This is a genomic window from Myxococcus qinghaiensis, from assembly GCF_024198215.1.
Classification (GTDB): Bacteria; Myxococcota; Myxococcia; order Myxococcales; family Myxococcaceae; genus Myxococcus; species Myxococcus qinghaiensis.
This window is the reverse complement of sequence record NZ_JAKCFA010000019.1, coordinates 24,775-44,910: the sequence shown is the minus strand read 5'-3', so window position 1 is coordinate 44,910 and position 20,136 is coordinate 24,775. Positions and strand designations below refer to the sequence as shown.

Here is a 20,136-nt window from a genome sequence, read left to right as displayed (position 1 = left end):
TGCTACATGCTCGTCAAACACGACTCGTGTCCTTCAGGCACGAGGGCGATCTGCCCCTTGTCGTGAATGTCCCAGCGCAGCTTCGGACGCCCGTTCTTGGTCTCCCTCACGAAGGAGGCATAGGCGAGGACAACCCGGTCTTCCTCCCATGCGGAGCGGAACTTCGGAACCACGCTGTGCTTCACCCAGAAAGCTGCAGGGGAGCGGTCACGCGTGCGGATGTTGAGCCAATTCATTGCATTGCCATGGCTGACGCTATGTAAACGACCCCACCACAGCATTGGTTCGCTTCCATCGTCCGCACCGTCAATCCGATGGATGGGACGGATGAAGTCGCGGAGTCGCCCCCCTGTCGCGAAGGGATTTTCGAGCAAGGAGGGCAGGCTGTCCGCGATCTGCTGAACAGTGACCCGGGCGCTCGAGCGCGAGCGTGCGACTCCTGAAGCGACTCGTGGCCGAACCATCTTGCGTTCATGGTGGAGAGCAAAGCTCGCCTCTCCCGCAACTCCGCCCGGCGCTTCGCGAGCTGCGAGCCAAACTGGTACCAGCGTCGTCTCTGGTCCAGAAACAAAGGACGGGCGCCCTACTGGAGTGGCACCGTGCGCAGTGGCTTTGGCCTTCGACGGACGCTCGGCACACGGAACATCCTCGTAACCAGGATAGTGAGACAGGCGCGGGACGATTCCACCGAGTTTTCGAGGCCCGTCGGTGGGCGACCTGTAAACCGGCACGCCACACCGTCCGCAGAAGCATTGGTCGGCGTGCTTGGTGCCGATGTCCTCAATCAGGAGGCGAGTTCCCCGAAGCAGCACCTCGTCAGGCGTGTGGCGTCGGAAGTCGAACGTCGGGCAGAACCACGCTGCATCCATGCTGGAAGGACTCCTCACGTCGAAGGGAATTCGCACGCCAGTTGCTGCACCCCATCCTACCCTCTGACCGGGAGGAGATTAACGCGAGACCTGCCGCGTGTTCTCCATGCATGAGGTCACACGCGCGGAGCCGGGGACTGAAGCTGAAGCAGGCGGACAGGACAGCGCTGGAGGCGCTGACCCACCGCGGACGCGAGTCGGCGAGGGTGCTGAAGCGAGGGCGAGCGCTGCAACTGCTTGCCGAAGGCTGGACAGTGGTGATGGCGGCCGAGGCAGTAGGCGTCACGCAGACCACGGTGCGCACTGTGCGTCGCCGCTACTTGGAGGAAGGGCTGGGGGCTGCGCTGCATGAAAGGCCCCGGCCCGGAGCGGCGCGGCTTCTGACGGAGAAGCAGGCCAGCGAGGTGGTGGCGATGGTGTGCGCGCCGCCGCCGGAGGGGCACGCTCGCTGGACAGTGCGACTCATTGCTAAGGAGGCGGCGCGCAGGGGCTTGGTACCGAAGGTGGGGCGGGAGACCGTGCGCGAGATGCTCCTGCGGCATGACTTGAAGCCGTGGCGGGAAAAAAATGTGGTGCGTGCCCGAACTGGACTCCCGGTACATCGAGCGCATGGAGGACGTGCTGGAGGTGTACGCGCGCCCCCTGCGCTCGGCTGAACCTGTCGTGTGCTTTGATGAGAGGCCCGTGCAACTGCTAGAGTGGGTGCGGCCTGCATCACCTGCCCGCCCTGGACGAGAAGCACGCCAGGATTACGCCTATTTTCGTTGTGGCACCGCGAATCTCTTCTGCGCAGTGGAGCCCAAGGCGGGCTGGCACTTTGTGAAGGCCACGCCCAACAGAAAGAGTGAGGCATTCGCTGAAGCGCTGCGGGACGTCGCCAATCACTACCCGAATGCAGAAACCATCCACTTGGTGCTCGACAACCTGAGCACCCACAGCTGCCGCGCCCTGGAGGTACGGTACGGGGTGCGAGCAGGTCGTCGACTCTGGCGCCGCTTCAGCGTGCACTACACGCCTGTCCACGGCAGCTGGCTCAATCAGGCGGAGGTAGAGATTTCCCTGCTCTCTCGTCAGTGCCTCGGCAATCGGCGCATCCCCACCCTCGACAAACTCGACCAGGAAACAGCCGCCTGGGAGCGTTGGGCCAACCGCCAGCAGCTCCGAATCCGCTGGCGATTCACTGTGCCGAAGGCCCGGGCGAGGTTCGGCTATGACCCACCAAGCTTCTCCCGGTCAGAGGAATTATGCTCCACTCCAAAAGGAGTAGCACACCATGAAGCGCACCTTGCACGGTGTCACCCTGGCCGCGGTCCTCTTCACCGGCGGCGTTTCCCTGGCCCAGACCGCCGCCCCCAGCACCCTGCCCGCCACGAAGTCGGCCGCCACCGCCAAGGGCGGCATGCTCGACTACAAGGGCTTCATGGCGCCCTCGGATCCGAAGGCCTTCCTTGAGCGCCTTCACCACATCCACCAGTCGGAGATCAAGCAGGCGAAGCTCGCCCGGACGCGCTCGCAGAACCCGGACGTGACGAGCTACGCCGACACCATGATCAAGATGCACACGGACGCGGACCAGAAGCTGATGGCCTATGCCGAGAGCCAGAAGATGAAGCTCGCGGACATACCCAAGCCCATGAACGACGTGGAGAAGAAGGCCATGGCGGCGGAGAGGGCGGACATGGAGAAGCTCCAGGCGCTGAAGGGCGCGCCGTTCGACTCCTGTTACATGGCCGGACAGGTGGGCGCGCATGACATGGCCATCGGCAAGGTGATGGCCGCGATGCAGGGCATGAACGCCACGGGCGAGATGACCACCATGCTCACCCACCTCAGCCAGGAACTGCCCAAGCACCGCCAGATGGCCTACGACACGCTCGGCAAGCTGGCCCAGACCAGTTTGCGCAACTTTATCGACGGCGGCGAACAGGCCGGCTAGAGCGTGTCCGCAGCTTAGAGCCAGAGACGAATGGAGGCGATGAGAACCATCGCCAGGTAGTTGGCGGCACGCTTTTCGTAGCGCGTCGCCACGCGCCGGTTCTGCTTCAAGCGATTGAAGAGACACTCCACGCGGCAGCGCTTGCGGTAGGCCGCGTGGCGGAAGGAGCGAAGGCGCCGCTGGTCGGAACGGGTAGGGATGACAGCCTGCACGCGGTGCTCTCGGCACCAAGCGCGCAGGCTGTTGTGGCTGTAGCCCCTGTCGCCTACGAGGGCATCCGGAAGTCGGCGCGGCGCCCCCGGCGTATGCGCACGCGGGACGCCTCCACCCGCCATCAGCGCAGGGAAGGCTTGCGTCTCGTGCCGCTGGCCCGCCGTCAGTGCAAAAACGAGGGGGCGGCCTTTCTCCCCGGCTCATGCCTGCTCAACGCCGAGGGCCCTCGATCAAGGACAGCCCCTAGAACGCCCCATTCTTCCATGTCCGTCGCATAAACGTGCTTGAAGTGGATCGTGCCATTCGGCTTTATGTCCACGACGTATCCTCCGCCTGTTCGCAGGCGTAGAGCGACAGCAAGCTGCTGACTTACGGGACTTTATTGAATCGGGATAGGTACTGAAGTGCTCGAACCACGCATAGGAGTAGCGTGGCGGCTCCCGACTCGAATCGCCATCCCCATGTCCCCTGAAGAAGTGGGTCCAAGGCCTTTGTCTCCCGGTGGAGGCCTTCGCCGACGTGCCACTTCTTCCCGCGTCCACCGACTACACCCACCGAGACTTCGACGCCCTTCGCGCGCGCCTCGTGGCACTGACGAAGAGCGTCTTCCCTGACTGGAGCGACTTCGACGTCGCCAGCTTCGGCAATGTCCTGCTGGAGATGTACGCCTTCATCGGCGACGTCCTCGGCTTCTACCAGGACAACCTCGCCCGCGAGTCGCGCCTCTCCACCGCTACCCAGCGCCGCAACGTCATCGCCCTGGCGCGCATGCTGGGCTACCGGCTTCATGGTGCCCAGGCTGCCACGGCAGAGGTGGAGCTGCGCCTGGCCCAGCCTCCCGCAGCCCCCGTCACCTTCCTCTCCGGCACCGTCGTCCGCACGCAGGAGGTGACGGAGGCCGTCCGCTTCCAGTTGCTGGCGCCCGCCACCATTCCGGCCGGCGCCAACCCACCGCGCGTCCTCGCCGTGGCCGAGCACTCGAAGACACACACCCAGCTTTTCGACGCCCGCGGCCTCGCCGACTTCGACGTGCACCTGGACTTCGCGCCCTACCTCGACGGCTCCGCCCGCGTGTCCACCGCCCAGGGCGCCTTCAGCGAGGTGGACACCTTCCTCAACTCGCGCGCCTCCGACGCCCACTTCCTCGTCAGCGTCGACCAGGGGGACAAGGCCACCGTCCGCTTCGGCACCGGCACCAACGGCCTGCCACCCGCTGGCACCGTGGCGGCGGTGTACAAGACGGGCGGCGGCGCGGCGGGCAACGTGGATGCGGGTCGCCTCGTCGTCGTGGAGGGCAGCTTCCGGGACGCCCACGGCCACGCGGTGCAGGTGTCCGTCCACAACCCCTCCCCCGCCTCGGGCGGCGCGGACAGGCAGACGGTGGCCTCCGCGAAGCTGCTCGCCCCCGAGAGTCTCCGGGCCCTGACGCGCACCGTCGCCCGCGAAGACTTTGAAATCAACGCCCGGCGCCTGCCCGGAGTGGCCCGCGCCCTCATGCTGACGTCCAACGAGGACGCCACCATTGCCGAGAATGCCGGCATCCTCTACGTGGTGCCCCAAGGCGGCGGGGTGCCCACGCCCGCGCTCAAGGCCCAGGTGCTGCGGCAAGTCACCGAAGTCTACCCCTGCACCCTCACCTTCCAGGTGAGCGTCCAGGAGCCGGTGTACCGGCGCGTGGACGTCTCCGCCCGCCTCTTCTTGCGCCAGGGCGCTTCGGCCCGGGACGTCGCCTCGCGCGTCCGCCAGGCGCTCGCCGCCTACTTCCGCGTCAGCGAGCCGAACGGCACGCCCAACCCGCGCATCGACTTCGGCTTCAACCTCAAGGACGCCCAGGGCTTCCCGGCCGGAGAGGTGGCCTGGTCCGACGTCTTCAACGTCATCCGCGACGTGTCAGGCGTCCGGAAGCTGGGCGATGCGCGGCTGGACCTGACGCTCAACGGCCTGCCTGCGGACGTGAAGCTGACAGTGCGGGAGCTGCCGGTACTGGGGAGCGTCACGCTCCAGGACGGGGACACCGGAGGGCTCCTCTGACATGCCTCTCCTCAACCCCAGTTTCGAGGACGCCGGCGCCCGGCCCGGCGAGGCGGAGCACTGGGCGCTGACGACGGTGACGCGCCTCGAAGCCCTGGCGGGCTTCGGTGTGCCCGAGGAGTCATGCGAGGACTTCGAGCACTGGTACGTGTGGCGCGCCGCCCTCTCCGACGTCCCTGTGGCCCTCGCCTTCTTCTCTGGCCAGCGCGAGGGCTTCGAGTCCTTCTCCCGGGGCTGGGACAACGACGGATTCCTCTTCGAGCTTCCGCCCGCGCAGCTCGTCCCGCACCGCTTCGAGGAGCAGGCCGTCGAGACGTGGGGCCAGGGGCCCTTCCTCACGGACTGGGCGGACGTCACCTCCGTGTCGGGCCTCTTCAGCGACTCGCGGCGGGAGGACTTCGAGCTGCGCTGGCACACCAACGAGGCCTACGCATGGCGCTGGGAGGACGTGACGGCGCGCGGGGCCCTCTTCAACACGACGCAGCCCACCGAGGACTTCGGCACCGGGTGGCCTCTGGCCGCCACACAGTGAGGACACCATGGCACTCGCAGACTGGACTTACCTCAACGGCGGACTGGACATCGCCACCGTGGACAGGGGCGTGACGGCGGGCATTGCCCGTCCCCCGGGCGGCGGCAACTTCCTCTTCGCCTTCAATTCCCTCGCCGCCGCGCAGGGCGCTGTGGGTCTCTTCGCCAACCTCCCCGACTTCGCCCCCATGTCCAAGGGAGGCAGCATCCGCGGCTGCCTCCAGCGCGGGCCGGGTGGCGGCCCCACCGGCTTCTCCCCCTTCCTCTTCCTCTGCGGGCAGGGCACCTCCGTCAACGACAGCGCCTACCTCCTGGGCCTCTCCGACGACGAGCCGCACCGGGTGGTGCTCCGCAAGGGCGCGGTGGCCACGGGCCTGCCCGACGCGGATGGGCCCGGTGTCCTGCTGAAGTCCTCGGCCAGCTTCACCCAGGGCACCTGGCTGCACCTGCGGCTGGACGTCGTCGTCAACGCCAACGGCGACGTCGTCCTCAAGGCCCTCCAGAACGATTTGGCCGCGCACCCGCTCGGCACGCCTCCTGACTGGCAGCTTGTGCCGGGCATGGCCCACTTCATCGACGACGCCCTCGGCATCAACTCCGGCAGCCAGCCCCTCACCTCCGGCCGGGGCGGCTTCGGCTTCGCCGTGCGGGACGTCACCCGCCGGGCCTACTTCGACTCGCTCGAGCTCTCCCGGCAGGTGTGAAGCCATGGCCCTCACCGCCTTCACCAGCCGCCTCGGCCTGGGCCAGGGACGCATCCGGCCCCAGCGGGGCACGCCCGCCTCGGGCGAGTACCTCTTCGTCCTCGGCGACGAGGAGCCTGGGCGCCGCTTCGAGCTGGCCCCCGGGGACTTCGCCGAGGTGACGCAAGCCGTGGACGTCACCAGCGTGGACCTGGTCCGCGCCGCCTTGCGCCTCCGTGTGCCCTCAGCAGCCCCGGCGGGCCTGGCCTGGGAGGCGTCCCTCGTCGTCGACAACGTGAAGTACGCCCGCTGCCTCGGGCGCCCCGGCCGCGAGCGCCTCCTCGGGGACATGGCCGCCAACGTCTCGAAGCTCTCCGGCGTCCACACGGTAGGCGTCCGCCTGGAGCTCGTTTCCCCATGAGGTGTCGCCATGGCCACGGTTGAGCTGCCCACCCTCTACGTCGACACCGTCTCCCTCTTCGCCGAGACGCGCCGCCCCCTCCTCCTCAACCGCGCTCCGGGCCCAGGGGAGGAGGACGTCCCCGTCGACTCCGTGCTGGAGCTGGAGCTGGTGGACGTCGGCGTGGACGGCATCGCCCGGGCGGCCACACGCGTCTGGGTGGGCGGAGTCCTCGCATTCGAGGGCGGCGCCAGCGCAGAGGTGACACCCGCCTTCGCGGGGCCTCTGGCGGAGGTGACGCAGACGGCGGACACCCTGCGCGTGGTGCTCCACCCAGCGGTGCCGCTGGCCAGCCAGGCCGCCGTCTCCGTCCGCGTCGTCTCGGCCACGGCGGGCGCCGCGCACCTCCTCGACGAGACGTACACCTTCACCGTGGAGGACAGGGTAGCGCCCCGTCTCGTGGGCGCCCAGTCCCTGGCGCCGAAGTCGGTGCGCCTCGCCTTCGACGAGTCCGTCCGGGTGCCGCCCTCGGCGCGCTTCACCTTCACACCTCGCGGTGCGCCCGCAGTCCCAGTCGCTTCCCTCGAGGCTGCGGCGGACGGCCCCCTCGTCCACCTCTTCCTCGACACGGAGCTGACGCCGGACGTGGTGTATGAAGTGCGCGTGGAGGGCGTGACGGACGCACACGGCAACCCGGTGCTCGCCCCCTACCACCGCGCCACCTTTCCTGGCTTCCGGCCAGCCCGGCCGCCCTCCCGGAGCTTTCAGCTCTGGGACATGCTGCCCCGCCACAACCACCGCGACGACGTGACGGGAGACTTGCGCCGCTTCATCTCCTGCCTCCAGGAGGTGACGGATCTGCTCCTCGCCGACTTGGACGCCTTCCCCGACGTCTTTGACCTGGAGCGCGCGCCGGAGTCCTTCCTGGACGCCATCCTCCAGGACTTGGGCAACCCCTTCGCCTTCGAGTTGGACGTCCTCGCCCGGCGCCGGCTGGCCTCCGTCCTCGTGGACATGTACCGCCAGAAGGGCACCGCGCTGGGCTTGCGCAACGCCATCCGCTTCTTTCTGGGCATCGAGGTGAGGGCCATCTCCCCGTTCGCCTCGGACACCCTCGTGCTGGGTGAGTCCGAGCTGGGCGTGGACTGGGTGCTGGGGCCCTCAGAGCGCTTCGCCCGCTACGCCTTCAACGTCGAGGTGGAGCGTCTCCTCTCGCCCGCGGAGCGCCAGCGCCTGCGCACCCTCGTCGAGTACCTCAAGCCCGCGCACACGCACTTCGTGGACCTGGTGGAGCCCCTGCCGCCCATTCTCCCGGAGCACTGGGAGCTGGGACTCAGCGAGTTGGGCGAGACGACGACGCTGCACTGATTGGCATCCATCTGGTGCCACGGTGGGCGGCACTCTGCACCGGGGGGTTGTCGTCAGGAAATGGCACCCGCATACCCTGTAGGCACCATGACCGCACAAATCAGCGACACCCTCATCTTCAGAGAACAAGAGTTCGTCCTCGCCGCCGCCAGCGGCGAGGGCCTCTTCGAGCCTCCACAGCACGGCCTCGCCCCTGAGATGATTTCGACGGCATGCTATCGCGGCTATTGGTGCACCTACGAGGTCATCGCCGAGTCGCTGCGCCTCCAGCAACTCCACATTGGGTTACCGCCCCCGGCGGCAATAGCAGCTCGGCACGGAAAGGGGCCGTCCCTGTTCGAGCAGCTCCCCGTCTACTCTGAGCAGTTCCACTGCATTGCCTATCGCAATCTGTCTGCCCCCGTCCCTTTCACCGGAGGGCTCCTCCTCGCGGCCGACTTCGTCCGGGAGCTCTATGTGCACATGGGCTTTCACCCTGTGTGGAAGTTCCGCAGGGTGTACGAACTGCTCTTCGAGGGCGGAACACTGGTGCAGACCCGGGATTGTTCATCGGAGATGGCTCGCCTCCGGGAGAAGATTGGCACCACCTCTCTTAGCCCACGCACCCCTCATGACAGAGAGGAGGTGAAGCGGTGGATAGCCGAGTGCTTCAATCGCCAGTACGGGCGCTGAGCCGCAAGGCTCCTGGCGGTCGAGCCGGGGAGGACAGCGGCATTGAGCAGATGCCCAGCGCGTAGCCGCATGGATACGAGCTAGAACGAACCTCCTTCGCCGTCGTACTTGCGATGTCCCCGATTTCTCGCGCCATGCCTTTGCCTTCCTCTGGAGGGCGCAGGCATGAGCAACCGGCTGGACTTTCACTTCAGGCAGAAGGTGACGGAGGCCGAGCTGGACTTGGCCTTCGCGCAGTTGGAGCAGGCGGACCGAAACCTCGCCTCGGACTTGGGCGTCCACGGCGTCATCTCCGGGGCAGTGCCCGCGCCGCACTCCCCCGTGCCCAACCTCTCCGTCGACCTGACGGCCCCGGGCCGCGCGTACGACAACCTCGGCCAGCGCATCTTCGTCGGCACTGGGCAAACGGTGGACTGCGCGGTGGACTTGTCGGGCATTCCCACCGACGTCTCCACCTCCGGCAGCGAGCGGTGGCTGGGCATCTTCCTGCGCTTCACCCGCCTGCTGTCGGAGCCGCGCACGGACGGCAACTCCCAGCAGGTGTACTTCCGCCGCGACGAGTCCTTCGAGTTGGTGGTGCGCCAGGCGCCGGAGGGCCCCGTCGGCCAGGCGCCCAAGCCCGCCCTCCAGCCCGACGAGCTGCTGCTGTGTGACGTCCGGCGGCGCCCCGGGCAGACGCAGATTCTCGCCGCGGACTTGGACACCTCTCGCCGGCAGGCCTTCATCTTCGCGAGGGGCACCTCGGTGGCCGTGGAGAGCGGCACCTGGGACGTCCTGAGCCCCAGCGCCCAGACGGTGCAGGCGACACTGGACGAGGTGGACGCCGAGCTGGCCGGGCACTTCTCCGGCGCCACCCGGAGGCACGCGGCCAGCGCCGTGGACTACGCGCCCCATGGCTTCGTTGGCGCCACCACCGTGCAGGCGGCCGTGGACGAAGTCGTCGACAAGCTCTCCTCGGCCGCTGCTGGCACGCCGGGCGCCTCCCGCGTGGGCGCGGACGCGGTGCCCGGCACGCCCAACCTGCTGCCGGCGGGCACCGTGGACGCGCAGCTCTCCTCGCTGCTTGGATTCGTCAACGCCCACCAAGGCGCGGCCACCGGGGCACACCACGCCAGCGCCATTGGCGCCACACCCCACGGCTACATCAGCGGCACCAGCGTGCAGGCTCAACTCCAGGAGGTCGTCACCCGCCTCGGCGAGACGACGGCAAACAGTCCTGGCGCCTCTCGTGTCGGAGGAGACGCGCTGGCCGGGGCGCCCCACTCCCTCCCTGCCAGCAGCCTGCGGCAGCAGATGGCCGCGCTGCTGGGCTTCCTCAACGGGCACGTCACCCAGGGAGCGGGGGCCCACGCGGCCTCCGCCGTCTCCGTCGCGGACACGGGCGACCTCCTCACGGCAGGCACCTTGGAAGCCGCCCTCGCCGAAGTCCTCGGGGCCTTCAGCGGCGGGCACTTCCGCGGCAACGAGACGTCGGCGGGCCAGCACAAGGCCATCCTCCAGCCCGTCCTCGGCGCCGGTCGTGTCCTTCTCCTCGACACCCAGGGCGCGGGCGGCGCAGCCGCGCGCCTGCGTCTCTACGCCGACAGCGACTCGGTGTGGTTCACCCTCAACGCCGCCTGGGATGGAAGCGCCTGGGCCCGGGACACCACCGGGGCCGCTGCAGGTGGCTTCCGCCTCTCACGCAACGAGGCCGAGTTCCTCCATGACGCCAGCCTCACCGCCACCTTCGCCTCCTGGACGCGCACGTTGCGACTCCCGCTGAGTAGCACCGCCAGCAACACCTCCTTCGAGTTGGCGGGCAGCGTGCGCGAGGTGGGCCGGCTCGGCCTCCAGTACAGCAACAGCGACACCGTCGCTCACGACAGCCTGGCCGGAGGCGGCTCGGTGACGTTCCGCAGTCGCTTCCCCACCGCGCCCTCCTCCATCACCCTCAGCCCCTACGCCACCAGCGGAAGCTTCGTCGGCAACCCCACCGTCATGGTGCCGGACAGAGACGGCTTCGCCTTCTACAGCCACCAAAACCTCCCAGGCCTCGCCGCGACGTACTGGTTCGGCTCGTACACCGCTGTCGCGTAAGGGCGCCCCCATGGCCATTCACGAAGTCACCAGCGAGGACGTACTTCAACGCTGCGCCCGGTGCGGCAGCGGCAACCGCCTCTCCCTCAATTCCCTGGAGGTCGGCGTCGCCCGTCGGGAAGACGTGGACGACGGCCTCGTCCAACTTCCGCCGTGCCCCGCCTGCCGCTCCACCGAGTTCCTCATCCGCGCGGCCGAGGGTGAGCCGGAGCACCCGGCGCCAGGCAGCTTCGGCCATCTCCACCGACTCCTCGTCGGCCACATCCACGCGGAGCTCGTCCAGCGCGGCCGCCTGCACACGGGGCTCAAGCCCAAGGGGGGCGGTGCCGGCAAGGTGGTGGTGCGGCCCCTGTCGCAGGAGACTCGCGAGCGCTGGTTCCCCCAAGGCCTCCGAATCGCGGTGCCCCCCGACGAGCAGCCCCGCGTCCCGGGGGAATCCAGTCAATAGTCATACACTGCCAGCAAATACCCCTGCGCCAGCCATGCCCAGGGGCGTCCCGAATCCCTCTCTCTTCGACTTGATATATCTCGAAGACAGAGCGTGTATGCCTTCGCGCGCCACCGCGCGCCAGGGAGACACATATGATTATTGGCACCGACACCACCTACCTCGGCAACGAAATCCCCGGCCTCCGGGGGCAGAAGGTCCGCATTTTCGCGGTGTTGCGCGGCGGCCTCCGCCCAGACGCCACCCCGGACGCGGACGACTACTACGTGAATGACGACGAGAAGCTGGCGCGCCTCGGAGGCGTCACTGCCGAGGACTGCATCGACGCTGCTCCCATTCGCCCGGACAGCACCACCTCCTTCGTGCATGTCGACCCGCGCGCCGTCGACTTGGAGTGCTTCGCGCACCTGCGCAATCCCAGCGCACAATGACTTGCCATACGCGCGAACCAGAGCGCATATGCCTCACACGCCCGCCCAAGACGCACGAAAGGACAAAACAATGACATCCCGCAAGCCCCGCCCCGCCAATGCCTCGAAGCCCGCCCAGGCGCCCGCAGAGACCCTCGAGCGCATTGTGCGCGAGGAGATGAACATCGAAACGCTGAAGACACGCAATAGCGGCAGCCTCGACTTCTACGAGGTGGCGGTGTGGCAACTGAGGGATGCCCTCGAAGCGGCCTACCAAGCAGGCCTGAGCGCCGCCAGCAACGCCCGCAGCGAGTAGCGCCTCCTCTCAACCACCCACGCCCCGCGCAGCGGGGCAGCCGCGCATGAGGGCCGCCGGGCCGCCCTCGTGAACGGCAGACGTGTACCCACGGCCCGGAAAGGAAAACACCACCATGCCCCGTACCACCGCACCGAAGACGAAGAAGCTGGAGACGATGAACCTGACGGAGCTGCGCGCCCGGTACCGCGAAGTCGTCGGTGAGGAGACGCGCAGCCCCAACAAGACGCACCTCATCCGCCGCATCGAGGAGGCACTCGCCGCGAAGAAGCGGAGAAGCCCCACCCACCGGGCGACGGCCACGGCCCCCAGCGCGCCTTCGGCCCCTGCGGCGCAGGCCACCGCCTCGTCCGAGGGCACGCAGCCGGCCCGCCAGCGAGGGCGCTTCGCTTCCATGACGATTGGCGAACTGCAGGCGAAGTACCGCGAAGCCGTGGGGCGCCCGACGGGCAGCAGCAACCCCTCTTACCTCCACTGGAAGATTCGGGAGGCGGAGGCCGGACGCGTGCCGGTGGGCCCTCGCCCCGAGCGCGAGGTGAAGGTGGGCGCTGACGGCAAGCGCGTCATCCCTCTCTCCTTCGACGCGAAAGAACTCGAAGTCCTGGACAAGGCCTGGCGCGACGCGGGCCTGCCGAGCCGGACTCGCTTCTTCCGCCGCGCGGTGCACCGCGAACTCGCGGCCATGGGCGCCACCGAGGCCGCCGCGCTCTTCGCTCCCAAAGAGGAGTGAGGCCCACCACGGCGACGAAGCAACAGGGCCCCGAAGCCCTCCGACCTGAGGCACTTCGCAAGACGCTCGCGGGCGCCGCGTGCGGCGCGCCCCCCGGCTCTCCCCCGCCGAGGCAATCACACACTGGGGTTCCCCCCGCCCGCCGCAACCCAGGCACCTCGAACATGCCCCACCCGCCGAGGGCGGGCGTGAAACCCCGCGTATTCTCGCGAGCATTCCAGACGCCCAAATCCGCCCTTTCGGCAGTCGAAGTGGACTTGCTTCATTCACACACAAGAGCGTGTATGTGTTTCGCGACGGGCGCCACAGCCCCGCGCGAATGCGAGAGGCAAACTCCATGAAGACGCTCCGGTTTGGAATTGAGATTGAGACGGTTGGCGCCAGCCGCCAGAAACTGGCCCACGCGATTCAGGGCGCGGTGGGCGGGCACGTTTCCGGCGACTACCAGGGCTGGCAGGTGACGGATACCCAGGGCCGCACCTGGAAGGTGGTGCCAGACGGCTCGCTGAGCGGGGGCGAGTACAGCGGCGAAATCGTCTCCCCCATCCTCACCTACCAGGACATGGAAGCCTTACAGCAGGTGGTGCGCGCCGCGCGCGAGGCCGGCGCCCGCGCAGACGCCTCCACCGGCATCCACATCCACGTCGACGGCAGCCGCTTCGATGCCAAGGGCGTCACCAACCTCGTGAAGATGGTGCACAAGCAGGAGCGCCTCCTGGAGACGGCCCTCGGGGTGAGCGCGACGCGACTGGCCCGATACTGCCGGCCCATCGACGCGGCCTTCATCCAGCGGCTGGAGGCCCGCCGCCCGCGCACCCTGCAGGAGGTGAATGAGGCTTGGTACGGGCGCCGCAACCTCGCGCCGCAGCGCTACGACTCCAGCCGATATCACGGCCTCAACCTCAACAGCCTCTTCTTCCGGGGCACGATTGAATTCCGCTACTTCAACGGCTCGGTGCACGCGGGCGAGGTGAAGGCCTACGTCCAACTGGTGTTGGCCCTCGCGGCCCGAGCCCTGGCTTCAAAGGCAGCCTCCAGCAAGCGCCGCGACTTCAACCCCGCCACCGCCAAGTACGACTTCCGGGTGTTCCTCCTCCACCTGGGCCTCATCGGCGAGGAGTTCAAGACGGCCCGCACCCACCTCCTCAAGAAGCTGGAGGGCAGCGCCGCCTGGAAGGGCCAGCGCCGCGACAGGCGCAGCCCGGGTGGGAACGGAACTCCTGGCAGCGAGGGCGCGCAGGGCGGCAACGGGAGCGACGTGGGCGGCGAACGCAACGAGGCTCTGGCCGCCTGAAGCGGCCTTCACGCCAGGGCCCTTCGGGCGCCCTGGCTGGCAATGACATCGGCGGGCCGCACGCCCGTCTCCAACACGAGAAACCCATGCTCTACTTCGCCTACGGCTCAAACCTCGACAGGGCACAAATGCGGACGCGCTGCCCTGGCGCCACCGTCGAAGCCCGCGCGACGCTGCCCGGCTACACCCTGGTGTTTGGCGGCTTCAGCCGGCGCTGGGGTGGTGGCGTCGCCAGCCTCCAACGAGTGCGCGGCGCCCACGTCGAAGGGCTGCTGTACCGCCTCGACACAGAGGACTTGCAAGCCCTCGATGCGTATGAAGGACATCCCGTCACCTACCGACGCACCACTCGACTGATGACAGACAGTACAGGCAAGCGTCACCGCGCACAGGTGTACCTTCAGCCCGAGGACGACTTCGCAAGCTGGCCGCCCACAGCCCACTACTTCCACATCCTCTGGCGCGCGTACGGGAAGCTGCGCTTCAACCGCACCACGCTGGAGGATGCACTCGGAGGTGCGGCATGAAGGCCGCCGCAAGCACCCCGACGCGCATCTTTGTCTACGGAACGCTGCTGTCCGGCGAGCCCAACCACCGCCTCCTGCGCGGCACACGCCTCATCGGCCCAGCGCGGACGCAGCCCCGCTTCAGCCTCTACGACTACGGGCCCTTCCCCACCCTCGCCTCCGGAGGCAGGCACGCTGTCGCAGGGGAGCTGTACGAAGTCGACGCGCTCATGCTGGCGGCGCTCGACAGGCTCGAGGGCCACCCCCACTTCTACCAACGCAGTCCCATTGCCCTCGACGGTGCCGGCCGCGTCGAGGCATACCTGTTTCCCAAGGGGCGGTTGGCTGGCCGCCCCATCATCGAGTCCGGCTGCTGGCGCACACACCTGAAGGAGAAGAAGTCATGATGATCATCATGCGCGACGGACGTGTCTTCCAGGGCACGGCCGTCCAAATCGTGAAGGGAATGCAGGACATCGCCTTCGGCGTGGAGCGCCTCTCCATTCCCGAGTACATCGACTGGGTGGTTGCCAATACCCAGCGTTTCGAGTCCGTGGCGCTGCGCGTGCAGGGCGCAACCGCCGAGGAGAAGGCCGCGTCCCTCGTGGATGAAATGCTGCGCGAGGGCCTGGCGACGCGAGGGTGAGCCGGGCCGGCATGGCATGCCTCTCAGGGTATGCCCATGCGGCCCGGGCCCGTCCGCCGGCCGAAGCGTCCTGTTTCACCTGATGTTTCACACACGTCCAGGAGGCGCGCACCTCATGCGTGGTGCTCGCCACTGTGAAGAGGCAACTCTCTCGCCCCGCGAACAACCCACTCCCGCAGTGCTTCCTGCTCCGGGGTGTGAGCGCACGCCGAGTCATTCGCCTCCACCAGACTCAACGCATCCTCGGCGCCCAGCGCGTGCAGCGCCGCGGCCTCTGCCGTTCGGTACTCCGCCTTCGCCCTGGCCATCCGCGTCCGCGATTCGGCACTCCCGTCCATCGTCGCGTACGCTCGCTGCAACGCCACCTCCACCCGCCGCAGTTCTTCTGCGAGGGCCTCCCGCTCGCTCATCGTCATTCGCATTCCCCACAGCACGCAATGTGCCAGCCCGCAGGGTGGCTCGAGCCAACAACCATTCCCGTGAGGTCGATGGGTATTGCCGCCAGAGGCGAGCGCTCCACGCCTCCACTCGAGCACTGCTCGACTACGACACATGCCCAAAGGATGGTAATCATCACCCGCCGCCCCCACGCGCATTCGCCCCAAATACACAGCAATGCGGACAAAGCCTCACATGCCCAAAATCCCGCGCACTCCTGTTTCGAAGGCTCACGGCTCGTCCCCTTCCACGAGGGAGCCGCTCCGCCCGTTCGCTCCGACGTTCGCAACCTCTTTTGAGTCGGCCTTCCGCGCCGCCCTCGATGACGAGTTGGCGCGCCCACTCGCCAGCCTCGTCGCGAGACTGGTCCAGGTGGCGAAGCACCTCGCCCCGGGGCCCCAGCAGGAAGTGTCGAGCCAGCGCCCAGGCCGCGACGCGAGGCCTCCTCCCCCTACGCAACAGCAGCGCCGGCCCCCGCTCCCGCCTCCCGCGCAACAACAGCACCGGCCTCCGCTCCCGCCTCCCACTCCTACAGCCAGGGCATGCGCCGTCATCGGCTGCAAGCGCCCCCACCGCAGCCAGGGCTACTGCGCGGCGCACTACCAGAAGCGGCGCCTCATGTTGGCCACGGGCCGCCTGCATGCCGCCTGGGTAGAGAACGCCGCGCCCCACAGCATCCCCGAAGTCATCCTGCCGCGCGGGCGCAGGCCCAGGGCTGACGCCGCGCCTACTACGCCGGCTCCCGCCGTCGCCCCTGCCCCTCGCATGTGGGTGCGCAAGAAGGGGGCAACGGGGGCGGACGGCACCGCCGGCCCTGGGGCGCCCACGCCGGCCAGGCAACCCAACGCGAGTTCGGAGCAGGAGCGCGCCAAGGCCACCGTCCAGCGCTGGGCCAGCGAGTTCCGCTCGGGGAAGCGGCGCGCCTGAAGCGGCCTCGCCCGCGCCAGGCCCCCTCCTGCCCAGGAGGGGTGCCCTTCCCGAGCGGTGACGTCAGGGCCGCCCGTCCGGTTCGACGGGGGCCAGGCGCCCGTCCCTCGTGACGCGCACCACGTGGGCTGGTGCGAAGGTGCCAGCCCGGCCACAGGCGACTGCGTCGAGTCGCTGGTCCGACATCCCCACCACGAGGTCTCCCGCCTCGTCCAGCGCGTATGCCATCGGCGCACCTGGGAGAGTCACCCAAGGGATGGCACGCCACCGCCCCTCGGACGCGTCGACACGCACCAGACTCCCCGCGCCGCCAAACAGGTGCGCGAGGCACTCCACCACCACGAGGGCGCCGTGCATCCGCACGACATGCAGGGGATTGGCGTGGGGCTCCTCCAGTACCGTCACCCGCCCGGCCTCATGCACCTCCAGCGTGCCCCCAAACTCCCCGTCGTCCCACCCGACGAGGCAGGCCTCGCCCATGGCTTCGAGGACGGCGGCGGAGTCCCCTCCAGGCACGGCTGCACACGGACTCCCTAGTGGGGGCGCCTTCGGCTTGTCCCAGTGCAACTGGAGAGAGGTGTGCCCCTCGCGCAACGTCCACCCTCCGGCGCGTCTTGGACTGATGCGGGCGCAGTCGATGGACGCCGCAGGCTGCACCTCCTGCCCGGAGAGTCCCTCCAAGGCCAACCTCGCGTGGCTCCGCGCCATCGGAGAGGCGTGCTTCGCCACCACCTGCTGGAACAACGGCACCAGCTCCTCCGCATGCGTCCGGAAGGCGTAGCTGCCCAGCGCCCCGACAGCCGCGGCCTGGACTTCGCTGTGCGACGCGTACACCGCCTGGCGCAACGCCTCGAGGGCGGCTGCACCTCCCACGCCTCCAAGAGCCTCTGCGGCCCGCGCCCGCACCCAGCCCTCCTCCCCCGTGGCCAGCAGCCGCAGCAGCGGCTCCGTCGCGGCTGGCCGCGCAACGTCCCCCAGGGACACGAGGCTCGCAAGGGCCCGGGCACGGCATTCAGGCACGGCGAGCTGCTGGAGTACCTCGGGCACCGCAGCAGGACTCCCGAAGGCCACCAGCGCCTGCAGCGCCACCGGTGTGAGGCGCACGTCCGCCCGCTGGAGCGCCTGGAGCACCTCGGGCGCGGCCTTCGCGCCTCGGCGCTCGTAGGCCGCCAACGCCGACGCCACGTAGGCCGCTCGCGGGGTGCACGCGTCGAAAACCGCCTCGCAGCTTGGCGCAGGCGCCGACGGGCAGGACGTCCCTGGTGGGCGCCGGAGAGTGGGCTCCTCCAGCTCCCGCGCGAGGAGCGTCCGCAGGCGCGGAACGAACGTCTCCGTGTACATGGAGGGGCGCCGGGCGAGGACGCGGCGCACCAGCACCAGCGCCTCCCAGCTCGACTCCGGATTCTCCAGCACCTCTACGAGCACCGGGGCCAATGTCGGGCCGAGGTGCTCCAGGGCCGACGTGGGCGACTCCAGGAGGTGGCGCACAATGGCTGGCGCTGCTCTCTCGTCATCGAGTGAGGAGAGCGCGTGCAGGGCCAGCCCACCGGGCTCCCGCTCATACGCCTCGATGAGCGCAGGCATAGCGCCCGTGGCCTTCTCTTCCATCTTCGCCAGCGCCTGTGCTGCACCGCCGCGCACGCGACGGTCCGAATGCCGAAGCAGCGAAATCAGCCGAGGGACGACGTCCTCCCCCGCGCGCCCCAACTTCCAGGAGGCACACGCCTGCTCCGGCGGCAGCCACTTCGCCCCCGTGTCGGGGCCGTGGAGTTCCTGCAGTAGCGCAAGGCACGCGTCAGCCCCATCGCAGCAGCCCTCCCATGTCCTGATGTCTTCCCGCTTCCATGGCCGGGAACACCCCAGGGACAGCGCCACCACCACGCACACAAGCCCAGCCAGCCAGCGGGGACGCCCGGACTTCACCTCTCCCTCCATGTCATCGCCTCTCATTCTCCCTTCGCTGTGAAGGGACTCCGAACCCAACGCTTCAGCCAGTCACGAACCGCGCAGCGAAGGAGCGCTACGCTCGAGGAGCCTTCACGACGCGGGTGCCGGCCACCCAGTCGTGAAGGCATCGCCGCTCCTCCCCAACGAGGAAGAGCGCGTCCACGAGGCCCAGCCAGACGCAGTAGCCGCAGAGCGCCATCGGGAGCGCGTTCCTCAGCAAGGCGATCCGCCACACCTCCGCTGGAAGTCCGTCTCCGCGGACGACGCGTATCCCCAGGAGCCGCTTGCCGAGGCTCGCCCCAGTCCCTCGAATCAGGCTCGCCTGCACGAGCAACACGAGGAGCGCCGGGGCGTAGACGACCGGAGCCTTCATCGCCGCCTCGTCCGGAATGGCCAGGCACCGAAGCACGCCCAGGAACAGGGACGGGAGCAGGAGCGCAGCACCATCGACAAGGCAGGCCGCGAGCCGGGCCCTGCGCGTCGCCAGCTCTGGAGCCGCATGAAGGCACCGAAGGCACAGGCCCGCCCCGGACGAGGCACAGAAGGCACACGTGAAGGTGCCGCAACGAGCACAGGCGATAGCGGCAGAGAAGCCTGGGTGCTCGGAGCACTGGGCTTCCAGAATCGATTCAAGGGCCTCGCGGAAGTCGGACATGGAGGGCCGCAGCACAGCTACGCCCGCCTCAAGGCGGCAAGTTCCTTCAGGGGAAATCTCCCGCCTGCACCGACAAACACAACCCAATAGGTCTAGTCCACTAGACCATCACGTCAGACTCCGCACCTCGGAATTGCTTGACGCTCGCCTCGGCCGCAAGCTCGATGGATTCGACGAGCCACAGGCCGATATGCAGAACGACTACTTCATGCTCATGGGCGATTCGCTCAACCAATGGATGACGCGCGAAGGTCCGCCCCCCGAGAAGCAACTCGTAGGAGTAAACTGGCGACAGCGCCCTGTCTTCGTGGCGAACCCCATCAAACTGCGCATCCGTACGGGAGTGCTCCCGAAAGAACCCTTCCCTGCCTATGAGGGCTCCTGTACGCCCCTACTCTCCGCCCAGGCCAAGTCCCTCCTTGAGCCTCTCGCCATCAGCCACCTTCAGTTTCTCCCGGCTGACGTCTCCTTCGAGAGCGGGGAAGTCCAGAGGTTCTGGTGGCTCCACACCTGTCGCTCGATTTATTGCGTCGACAAGAAGCGCACGAAGGGCCTGTTCTACTCCCCTCGGGAGATGTTGGCGATTGGCAAGCTCGTGCTCGATGAGCATGCGCTCGCAGCCATTCCCCTGGAGAGACGGCTCATCTTCCGACTGGGCGAACTCCTCTACACCATCCTCCTCCACTCGTCCCTGGTGGACCAACTGCGAGGCTGGGAGGCAGAGGGGTTCAAATTCATGCCTGTCGCCGAGTGGTACCACCCCGACTTCATTGAGGACTACCACGGCCCGTGAGGCAACTGGCTGGACACATATGCGTCGCAAGACTTGGCCGCTACATCCCACGTGCGTCTCGGCAGAGCATCCGGCGAATGGCCCGATGAACGACGAGTGCTCCACGGGCGAGATAGGCGGCCCTCTCTGCTGTGCGACTGGAGGGGCGCATGCGCACAGCAAGGCGAGCCGCCCCTACGACGCCGGCCGCACCCATCGCCACATGGAGCACGTCGAGACGTACTACCAGCGGGCGAGGGACAGCCAG

24 protein-coding genes and 1 pseudogene are annotated in these 20,136 nt (G+C 68.2%); 20 read left to right on the top strand and 5 right to left on the bottom strand.

Going from position 1 to position 20,136, the window contains the following annotated elements; genetic code table 11:
- Window positions 1–2 precede the first annotated feature (2 nt).
- Window positions 3–869, bottom strand: coding sequence for a hypothetical protein (locus tag LZ199_RS30950; RefSeq protein WP_253997366.1), 867 nt, complete (start codon window positions 867–869; stop codon window positions 3–5).
- Window positions 870–979: 110 nt separating this feature from the next.
- Between LZ199_RS30950 and LZ199_RS47030 the strand changes: the two genes are divergently transcribed.
- Genes LZ199_RS47030 through LZ199_RS30945 form a run of 3 tightly spaced genes read left to right on the top strand, consistent with a single transcriptional unit; the run spans window position 980 to window position 2,805 of the window.
- The gene (locus LZ199_RS47030) at window positions 980–1,525 is read left to right on the top strand and encodes a helix-turn-helix domain-containing protein (RefSeq protein WP_407667265.1); all 546 of its coding nucleotides are present in this window, start codon (window positions 980–982) and stop codon (window positions 1,523–1,525) included.
- Window positions 1,437–2,321: an IS630 family transposase gene (locus LZ199_RS47025; RefSeq protein WP_407667264.1), complete on the top strand. Its 885-nt coding sequence runs from the start codon at window positions 1,437–1,439 to the stop codon at window positions 2,319–2,321. Before LZ199_RS47030 ends, LZ199_RS47025 begins: the two co-directional genes overlap by 89 nt.
- Entirely contained in the window at window positions 2,203–2,805 is a 603-nt protein-coding gene (locus tag LZ199_RS30945) for a DUF4142 domain-containing protein (RefSeq protein WP_407667268.1), read from the top strand. The genes LZ199_RS47025 and LZ199_RS30945 overlap by 119 nt, the downstream gene beginning before the upstream one ends.
- Before the next feature lie 14 nt (window positions 2,806–2,819).
- Here LZ199_RS30945 and LZ199_RS30940 read toward each other — a convergent pair.
- Window positions 2,820–3,197 (bottom strand): annotated as a pseudogene (locus tag LZ199_RS30940) (transposase); the annotation flags it as partial.
- Between the two features lie 322 nt (window positions 3,198–3,519).
- Here LZ199_RS30940 and LZ199_RS30935 point away from each other — a divergent pair.
- From LZ199_RS30935 to LZ199_RS30865, 15 genes are all read left to right on the top strand, one after another.
- Complete coding sequence (locus tag LZ199_RS30935) at window positions 3,520–5,049, top strand: baseplate J/gp47 family protein (protein WP_253997364.1); 1,530 nt, start codon at window positions 3,520–3,522, stop codon at window positions 5,047–5,049.
- Between the two features lies 1 nt (window position 5,050).
- A complete protein-coding gene (locus LZ199_RS30930) occupies window positions 5,051–5,581 on the top strand; it encodes a hypothetical protein (protein WP_253997363.1) in 531 nt (176 codons plus the stop codon).
- A gap of 7 nt (window positions 5,582–5,588) precedes the next feature.
- Complete coding sequence (locus LZ199_RS30925; protein ID WP_253997362.1) at window positions 5,589–6,284, top strand: hypothetical protein; 696 nt, start codon at window positions 5,589–5,591, stop codon at window positions 6,282–6,284.
- 4 nt (window positions 6,285–6,288) lie between these two features.
- Window positions 6,289–6,684 (top strand): hypothetical protein, encoded by a 396-nt coding sequence (locus LZ199_RS30920; RefSeq protein WP_253997361.1) that lies wholly within the window; start codon window positions 6,289–6,291, stop codon window positions 6,682–6,684.
- A 9-nt stretch (window positions 6,685–6,693) separates the two neighbouring features.
- Window positions 6,694–8,031, top strand: coding sequence for a phage tail protein (locus tag LZ199_RS30915; RefSeq protein WP_253997360.1), 1,338 nt, complete (start codon window positions 6,694–6,696; stop codon window positions 8,029–8,031).
- An 87-nt stretch (window positions 8,032–8,118) separates the two neighbouring features.
- Entirely contained in the window at window positions 8,119–8,703 is a 585-nt protein-coding gene (locus LZ199_RS30910) for a hypothetical protein (protein ID WP_253997359.1), read from the top strand.
- Window positions 8,704–8,868: 165 nt separating this feature from the next.
- On the top strand, window positions 8,869–10,779 hold the full coding sequence (locus LZ199_RS30905) for a hypothetical protein (RefSeq protein WP_253997358.1): 1,911 nt from the start codon (window positions 8,869–8,871) through the stop codon (window positions 10,777–10,779).
- A gap of 10 nt (window positions 10,780–10,789) precedes the next feature.
- Window positions 10,790–11,227: a hypothetical protein gene (locus LZ199_RS30900; RefSeq protein ID WP_253997357.1), complete on the top strand. Its 438-nt coding sequence runs from the start codon at window positions 10,790–10,792 to the stop codon at window positions 11,225–11,227.
- Between the two features lie 134 nt (window positions 11,228–11,361).
- Window positions 11,362–11,658 (top strand): hypothetical protein, encoded by a 297-nt coding sequence (locus LZ199_RS30895; protein ID WP_253997356.1) that lies wholly within the window; start codon window positions 11,362–11,364, stop codon window positions 11,656–11,658.
- A 70-nt stretch (window positions 11,659–11,728) separates the two neighbouring features.
- On the top strand, window positions 11,729–11,953 hold the full coding sequence (locus tag LZ199_RS30890) for a DUF6900 domain-containing protein (RefSeq protein ID WP_253997355.1): 225 nt from the start codon (window positions 11,729–11,731) through the stop codon (window positions 11,951–11,953).
- 115 nt (window positions 11,954–12,068) lie between these two features.
- Complete coding sequence (locus tag LZ199_RS30885; protein WP_253997354.1) at window positions 12,069–12,683, top strand: DUF2924 domain-containing protein; 615 nt, start codon at window positions 12,069–12,071, stop codon at window positions 12,681–12,683.
- 337 nt (window positions 12,684–13,020) lie between these two features.
- On the top strand, window positions 13,021–13,977 hold the full coding sequence (locus LZ199_RS30880) for an amidoligase family protein (protein WP_253997353.1): 957 nt from the start codon (window positions 13,021–13,023) through the stop codon (window positions 13,975–13,977).
- An 86-nt stretch (window positions 13,978–14,063) separates the two neighbouring features.
- Window positions 14,064–14,504, top strand: a complete 441-nt coding sequence (locus LZ199_RS30875) for a gamma-glutamylcyclotransferase family protein (RefSeq protein WP_172811431.1) — start codon at window positions 14,064–14,066, stop codon at window positions 14,502–14,504.
- Complete coding sequence (locus LZ199_RS30870; RefSeq protein ID WP_253997352.1) at window positions 14,501–14,890, top strand: gamma-glutamylcyclotransferase family protein; 390 nt, start codon at window positions 14,501–14,503, stop codon at window positions 14,888–14,890. The genes LZ199_RS30875 and LZ199_RS30870 overlap by 4 nt, the downstream gene beginning before the upstream one ends.
- A gap of 8 nt (window positions 14,891–14,898) precedes the next feature.
- Window positions 14,899–15,129, top strand: coding sequence for a hypothetical protein (locus LZ199_RS30865; protein ID WP_141648413.1), 231 nt, complete (start codon window positions 14,899–14,901; stop codon window positions 15,127–15,129).
- Window positions 15,130–15,242: 113 nt separating this feature from the next.
- Here LZ199_RS30865 and LZ199_RS30860 read toward each other — a convergent pair whose 3' ends face one another.
- Entirely contained in the window at window positions 15,243–15,545 is a 303-nt protein-coding gene (locus LZ199_RS30860; RefSeq protein ID WP_253997351.1) for a hypothetical protein, read from the bottom strand.
- A 352-nt stretch (window positions 15,546–15,897) separates the two neighbouring features.
- On the opposite strand from LZ199_RS30860, the gene LZ199_RS30855 reads away from it, so the two are divergent.
- On the top strand, window positions 15,898–16,494 hold the full coding sequence (locus LZ199_RS30855; protein WP_323389970.1) for a cell wall protein: 597 nt from the start codon (window positions 15,898–15,900) through the stop codon (window positions 16,492–16,494).
- 63 nt (window positions 16,495–16,557) lie between these two features.
- Here LZ199_RS30855 and LZ199_RS30850 read toward each other — a convergent pair whose 3' ends face one another.
- Window positions 16,558–18,429, bottom strand: a complete 1,872-nt coding sequence (locus LZ199_RS30850) for a HEAT repeat domain-containing protein (protein WP_253997528.1) — start codon at window positions 18,427–18,429, stop codon at window positions 16,558–16,560.
- Between the two features lie 85 nt (window positions 18,430–18,514).
- The gene (locus tag LZ199_RS30845) at window positions 18,515–19,096 is read right to left on the bottom strand and encodes an RDD family protein (RefSeq protein ID WP_253997349.1); all 582 of its coding nucleotides are present in this window, start codon (window positions 19,094–19,096) and stop codon (window positions 18,515–18,517) included.
- Window positions 19,097–19,286: 190 nt separating this feature from the next.
- On the opposite strand from LZ199_RS30845, the gene LZ199_RS30840 reads away from it, so the two are divergent.
- On the top strand, window positions 19,287–19,889 hold the full coding sequence (locus LZ199_RS30840; protein ID WP_253997348.1) for an imm11 family protein: 603 nt from the start codon (window positions 19,287–19,289) through the stop codon (window positions 19,887–19,889).
- Window positions 19,890–20,136 lie beyond the last annotated feature (247 nt).

Excerpts from the sequence above, each read along its gene's own strand:
- LZ199_RS30950 (WP_253997366.1), bottom strand. The coding sequence starts at position 869 with ATGGATGCAGCGTGGTTCTGCCCGACGTTCGACTTCCGACGCCACACG.
- LZ199_RS30910 (WP_253997359.1), top strand. The coding sequence starts at position 8,119 with ATGACCGCACAAATCAGCGACACCCTCATCTTCAGAGAACAAGAGTTC.
- LZ199_RS30860 (WP_253997351.1), bottom strand. The coding sequence starts at position 15,545 with ATGACGATGAGCGAGCGGGAGGCCCTCGCAGAAGAACTGCGGCGGGTG.
- LZ199_RS30920 (WP_253997361.1), top strand. The coding sequence starts at position 6,289 with ATGGCCCTCACCGCCTTCACCAGCCGCCTCGGCCTGGGCCAGGGACGC.
- LZ199_RS30880 (WP_253997353.1), top strand. The coding sequence starts at position 13,021 with ATGAAGACGCTCCGGTTTGGAATTGAGATTGAGACGGTTGGCGCCAGC.
- LZ199_RS30925 (WP_253997362.1), top strand. The coding sequence starts at position 5,589 with ATGGCACTCGCAGACTGGACTTACCTCAACGGCGGACTGGACATCGCC.
- LZ199_RS30845 (WP_253997349.1), bottom strand. The coding sequence starts at position 19,096 with ATGTCCGACTTCCGCGAGGCCCTTGAATCGATTCTGGAAGCCCAGTGC.
- LZ199_RS30870 (WP_253997352.1), top strand. The coding sequence starts at position 14,501 with ATGAAGGCCGCCGCAAGCACCCCGACGCGCATCTTTGTCTACGGAACG.
- LZ199_RS30895 (WP_253997356.1), top strand. The coding sequence starts at position 11,362 with ATGATTATTGGCACCGACACCACCTACCTCGGCAACGAAATCCCCGGC.
- LZ199_RS30840 (WP_253997348.1), top strand. The coding sequence starts at position 19,287 with ATGCAGAACGACTACTTCATGCTCATGGGCGATTCGCTCAACCAATGG.
- LZ199_RS30875 (WP_172811431.1), top strand. The coding sequence starts at position 14,064 with ATGCTCTACTTCGCCTACGGCTCAAACCTCGACAGGGCACAAATGCGG.
- LZ199_RS30905 (WP_253997358.1), top strand. The coding sequence starts at position 8,869 with ATGAGCAACCGGCTGGACTTTCACTTCAGGCAGAAGGTGACGGAGGCC.
- LZ199_RS30900 (WP_253997357.1), top strand. The coding sequence starts at position 10,790 with ATGGCCATTCACGAAGTCACCAGCGAGGACGTACTTCAACGCTGCGCC.
- LZ199_RS30850 (WP_253997528.1), bottom strand. The coding sequence starts at position 18,429 with ATGGAGGGAGAGGTGAAGTCCGGGCGTCCCCGCTGGCTGGCTGGGCTT.
- LZ199_RS30865 (WP_141648413.1), top strand. The coding sequence starts at position 14,899 with ATGCGCGACGGACGTGTCTTCCAGGGCACGGCCGTCCAAATCGTGAAG.
- LZ199_RS47025 (WP_407667264.1), top strand. The coding sequence starts at position 1,437 with ATGTGGTGCGTGCCCGAACTGGACTCCCGGTACATCGAGCGCATGGAG.
- LZ199_RS30885 (WP_253997354.1), top strand. The coding sequence starts at position 12,069 with ATGCCCCGTACCACCGCACCGAAGACGAAGAAGCTGGAGACGATGAAC.
- LZ199_RS30915 (WP_253997360.1), top strand. The coding sequence starts at position 6,694 with ATGGCCACGGTTGAGCTGCCCACCCTCTACGTCGACACCGTCTCCCTC.
- LZ199_RS47030 (WP_407667265.1), top strand. The coding sequence starts at position 980 with ATGAGGTCACACGCGCGGAGCCGGGGACTGAAGCTGAAGCAGGCGGAC.
- LZ199_RS30930 (WP_253997363.1), top strand. The coding sequence starts at position 5,051 with ATGCCTCTCCTCAACCCCAGTTTCGAGGACGCCGGCGCCCGGCCCGGC.
- LZ199_RS30890 (WP_253997355.1), top strand. The coding sequence starts at position 11,729 with ATGACATCCCGCAAGCCCCGCCCCGCCAATGCCTCGAAGCCCGCCCAG.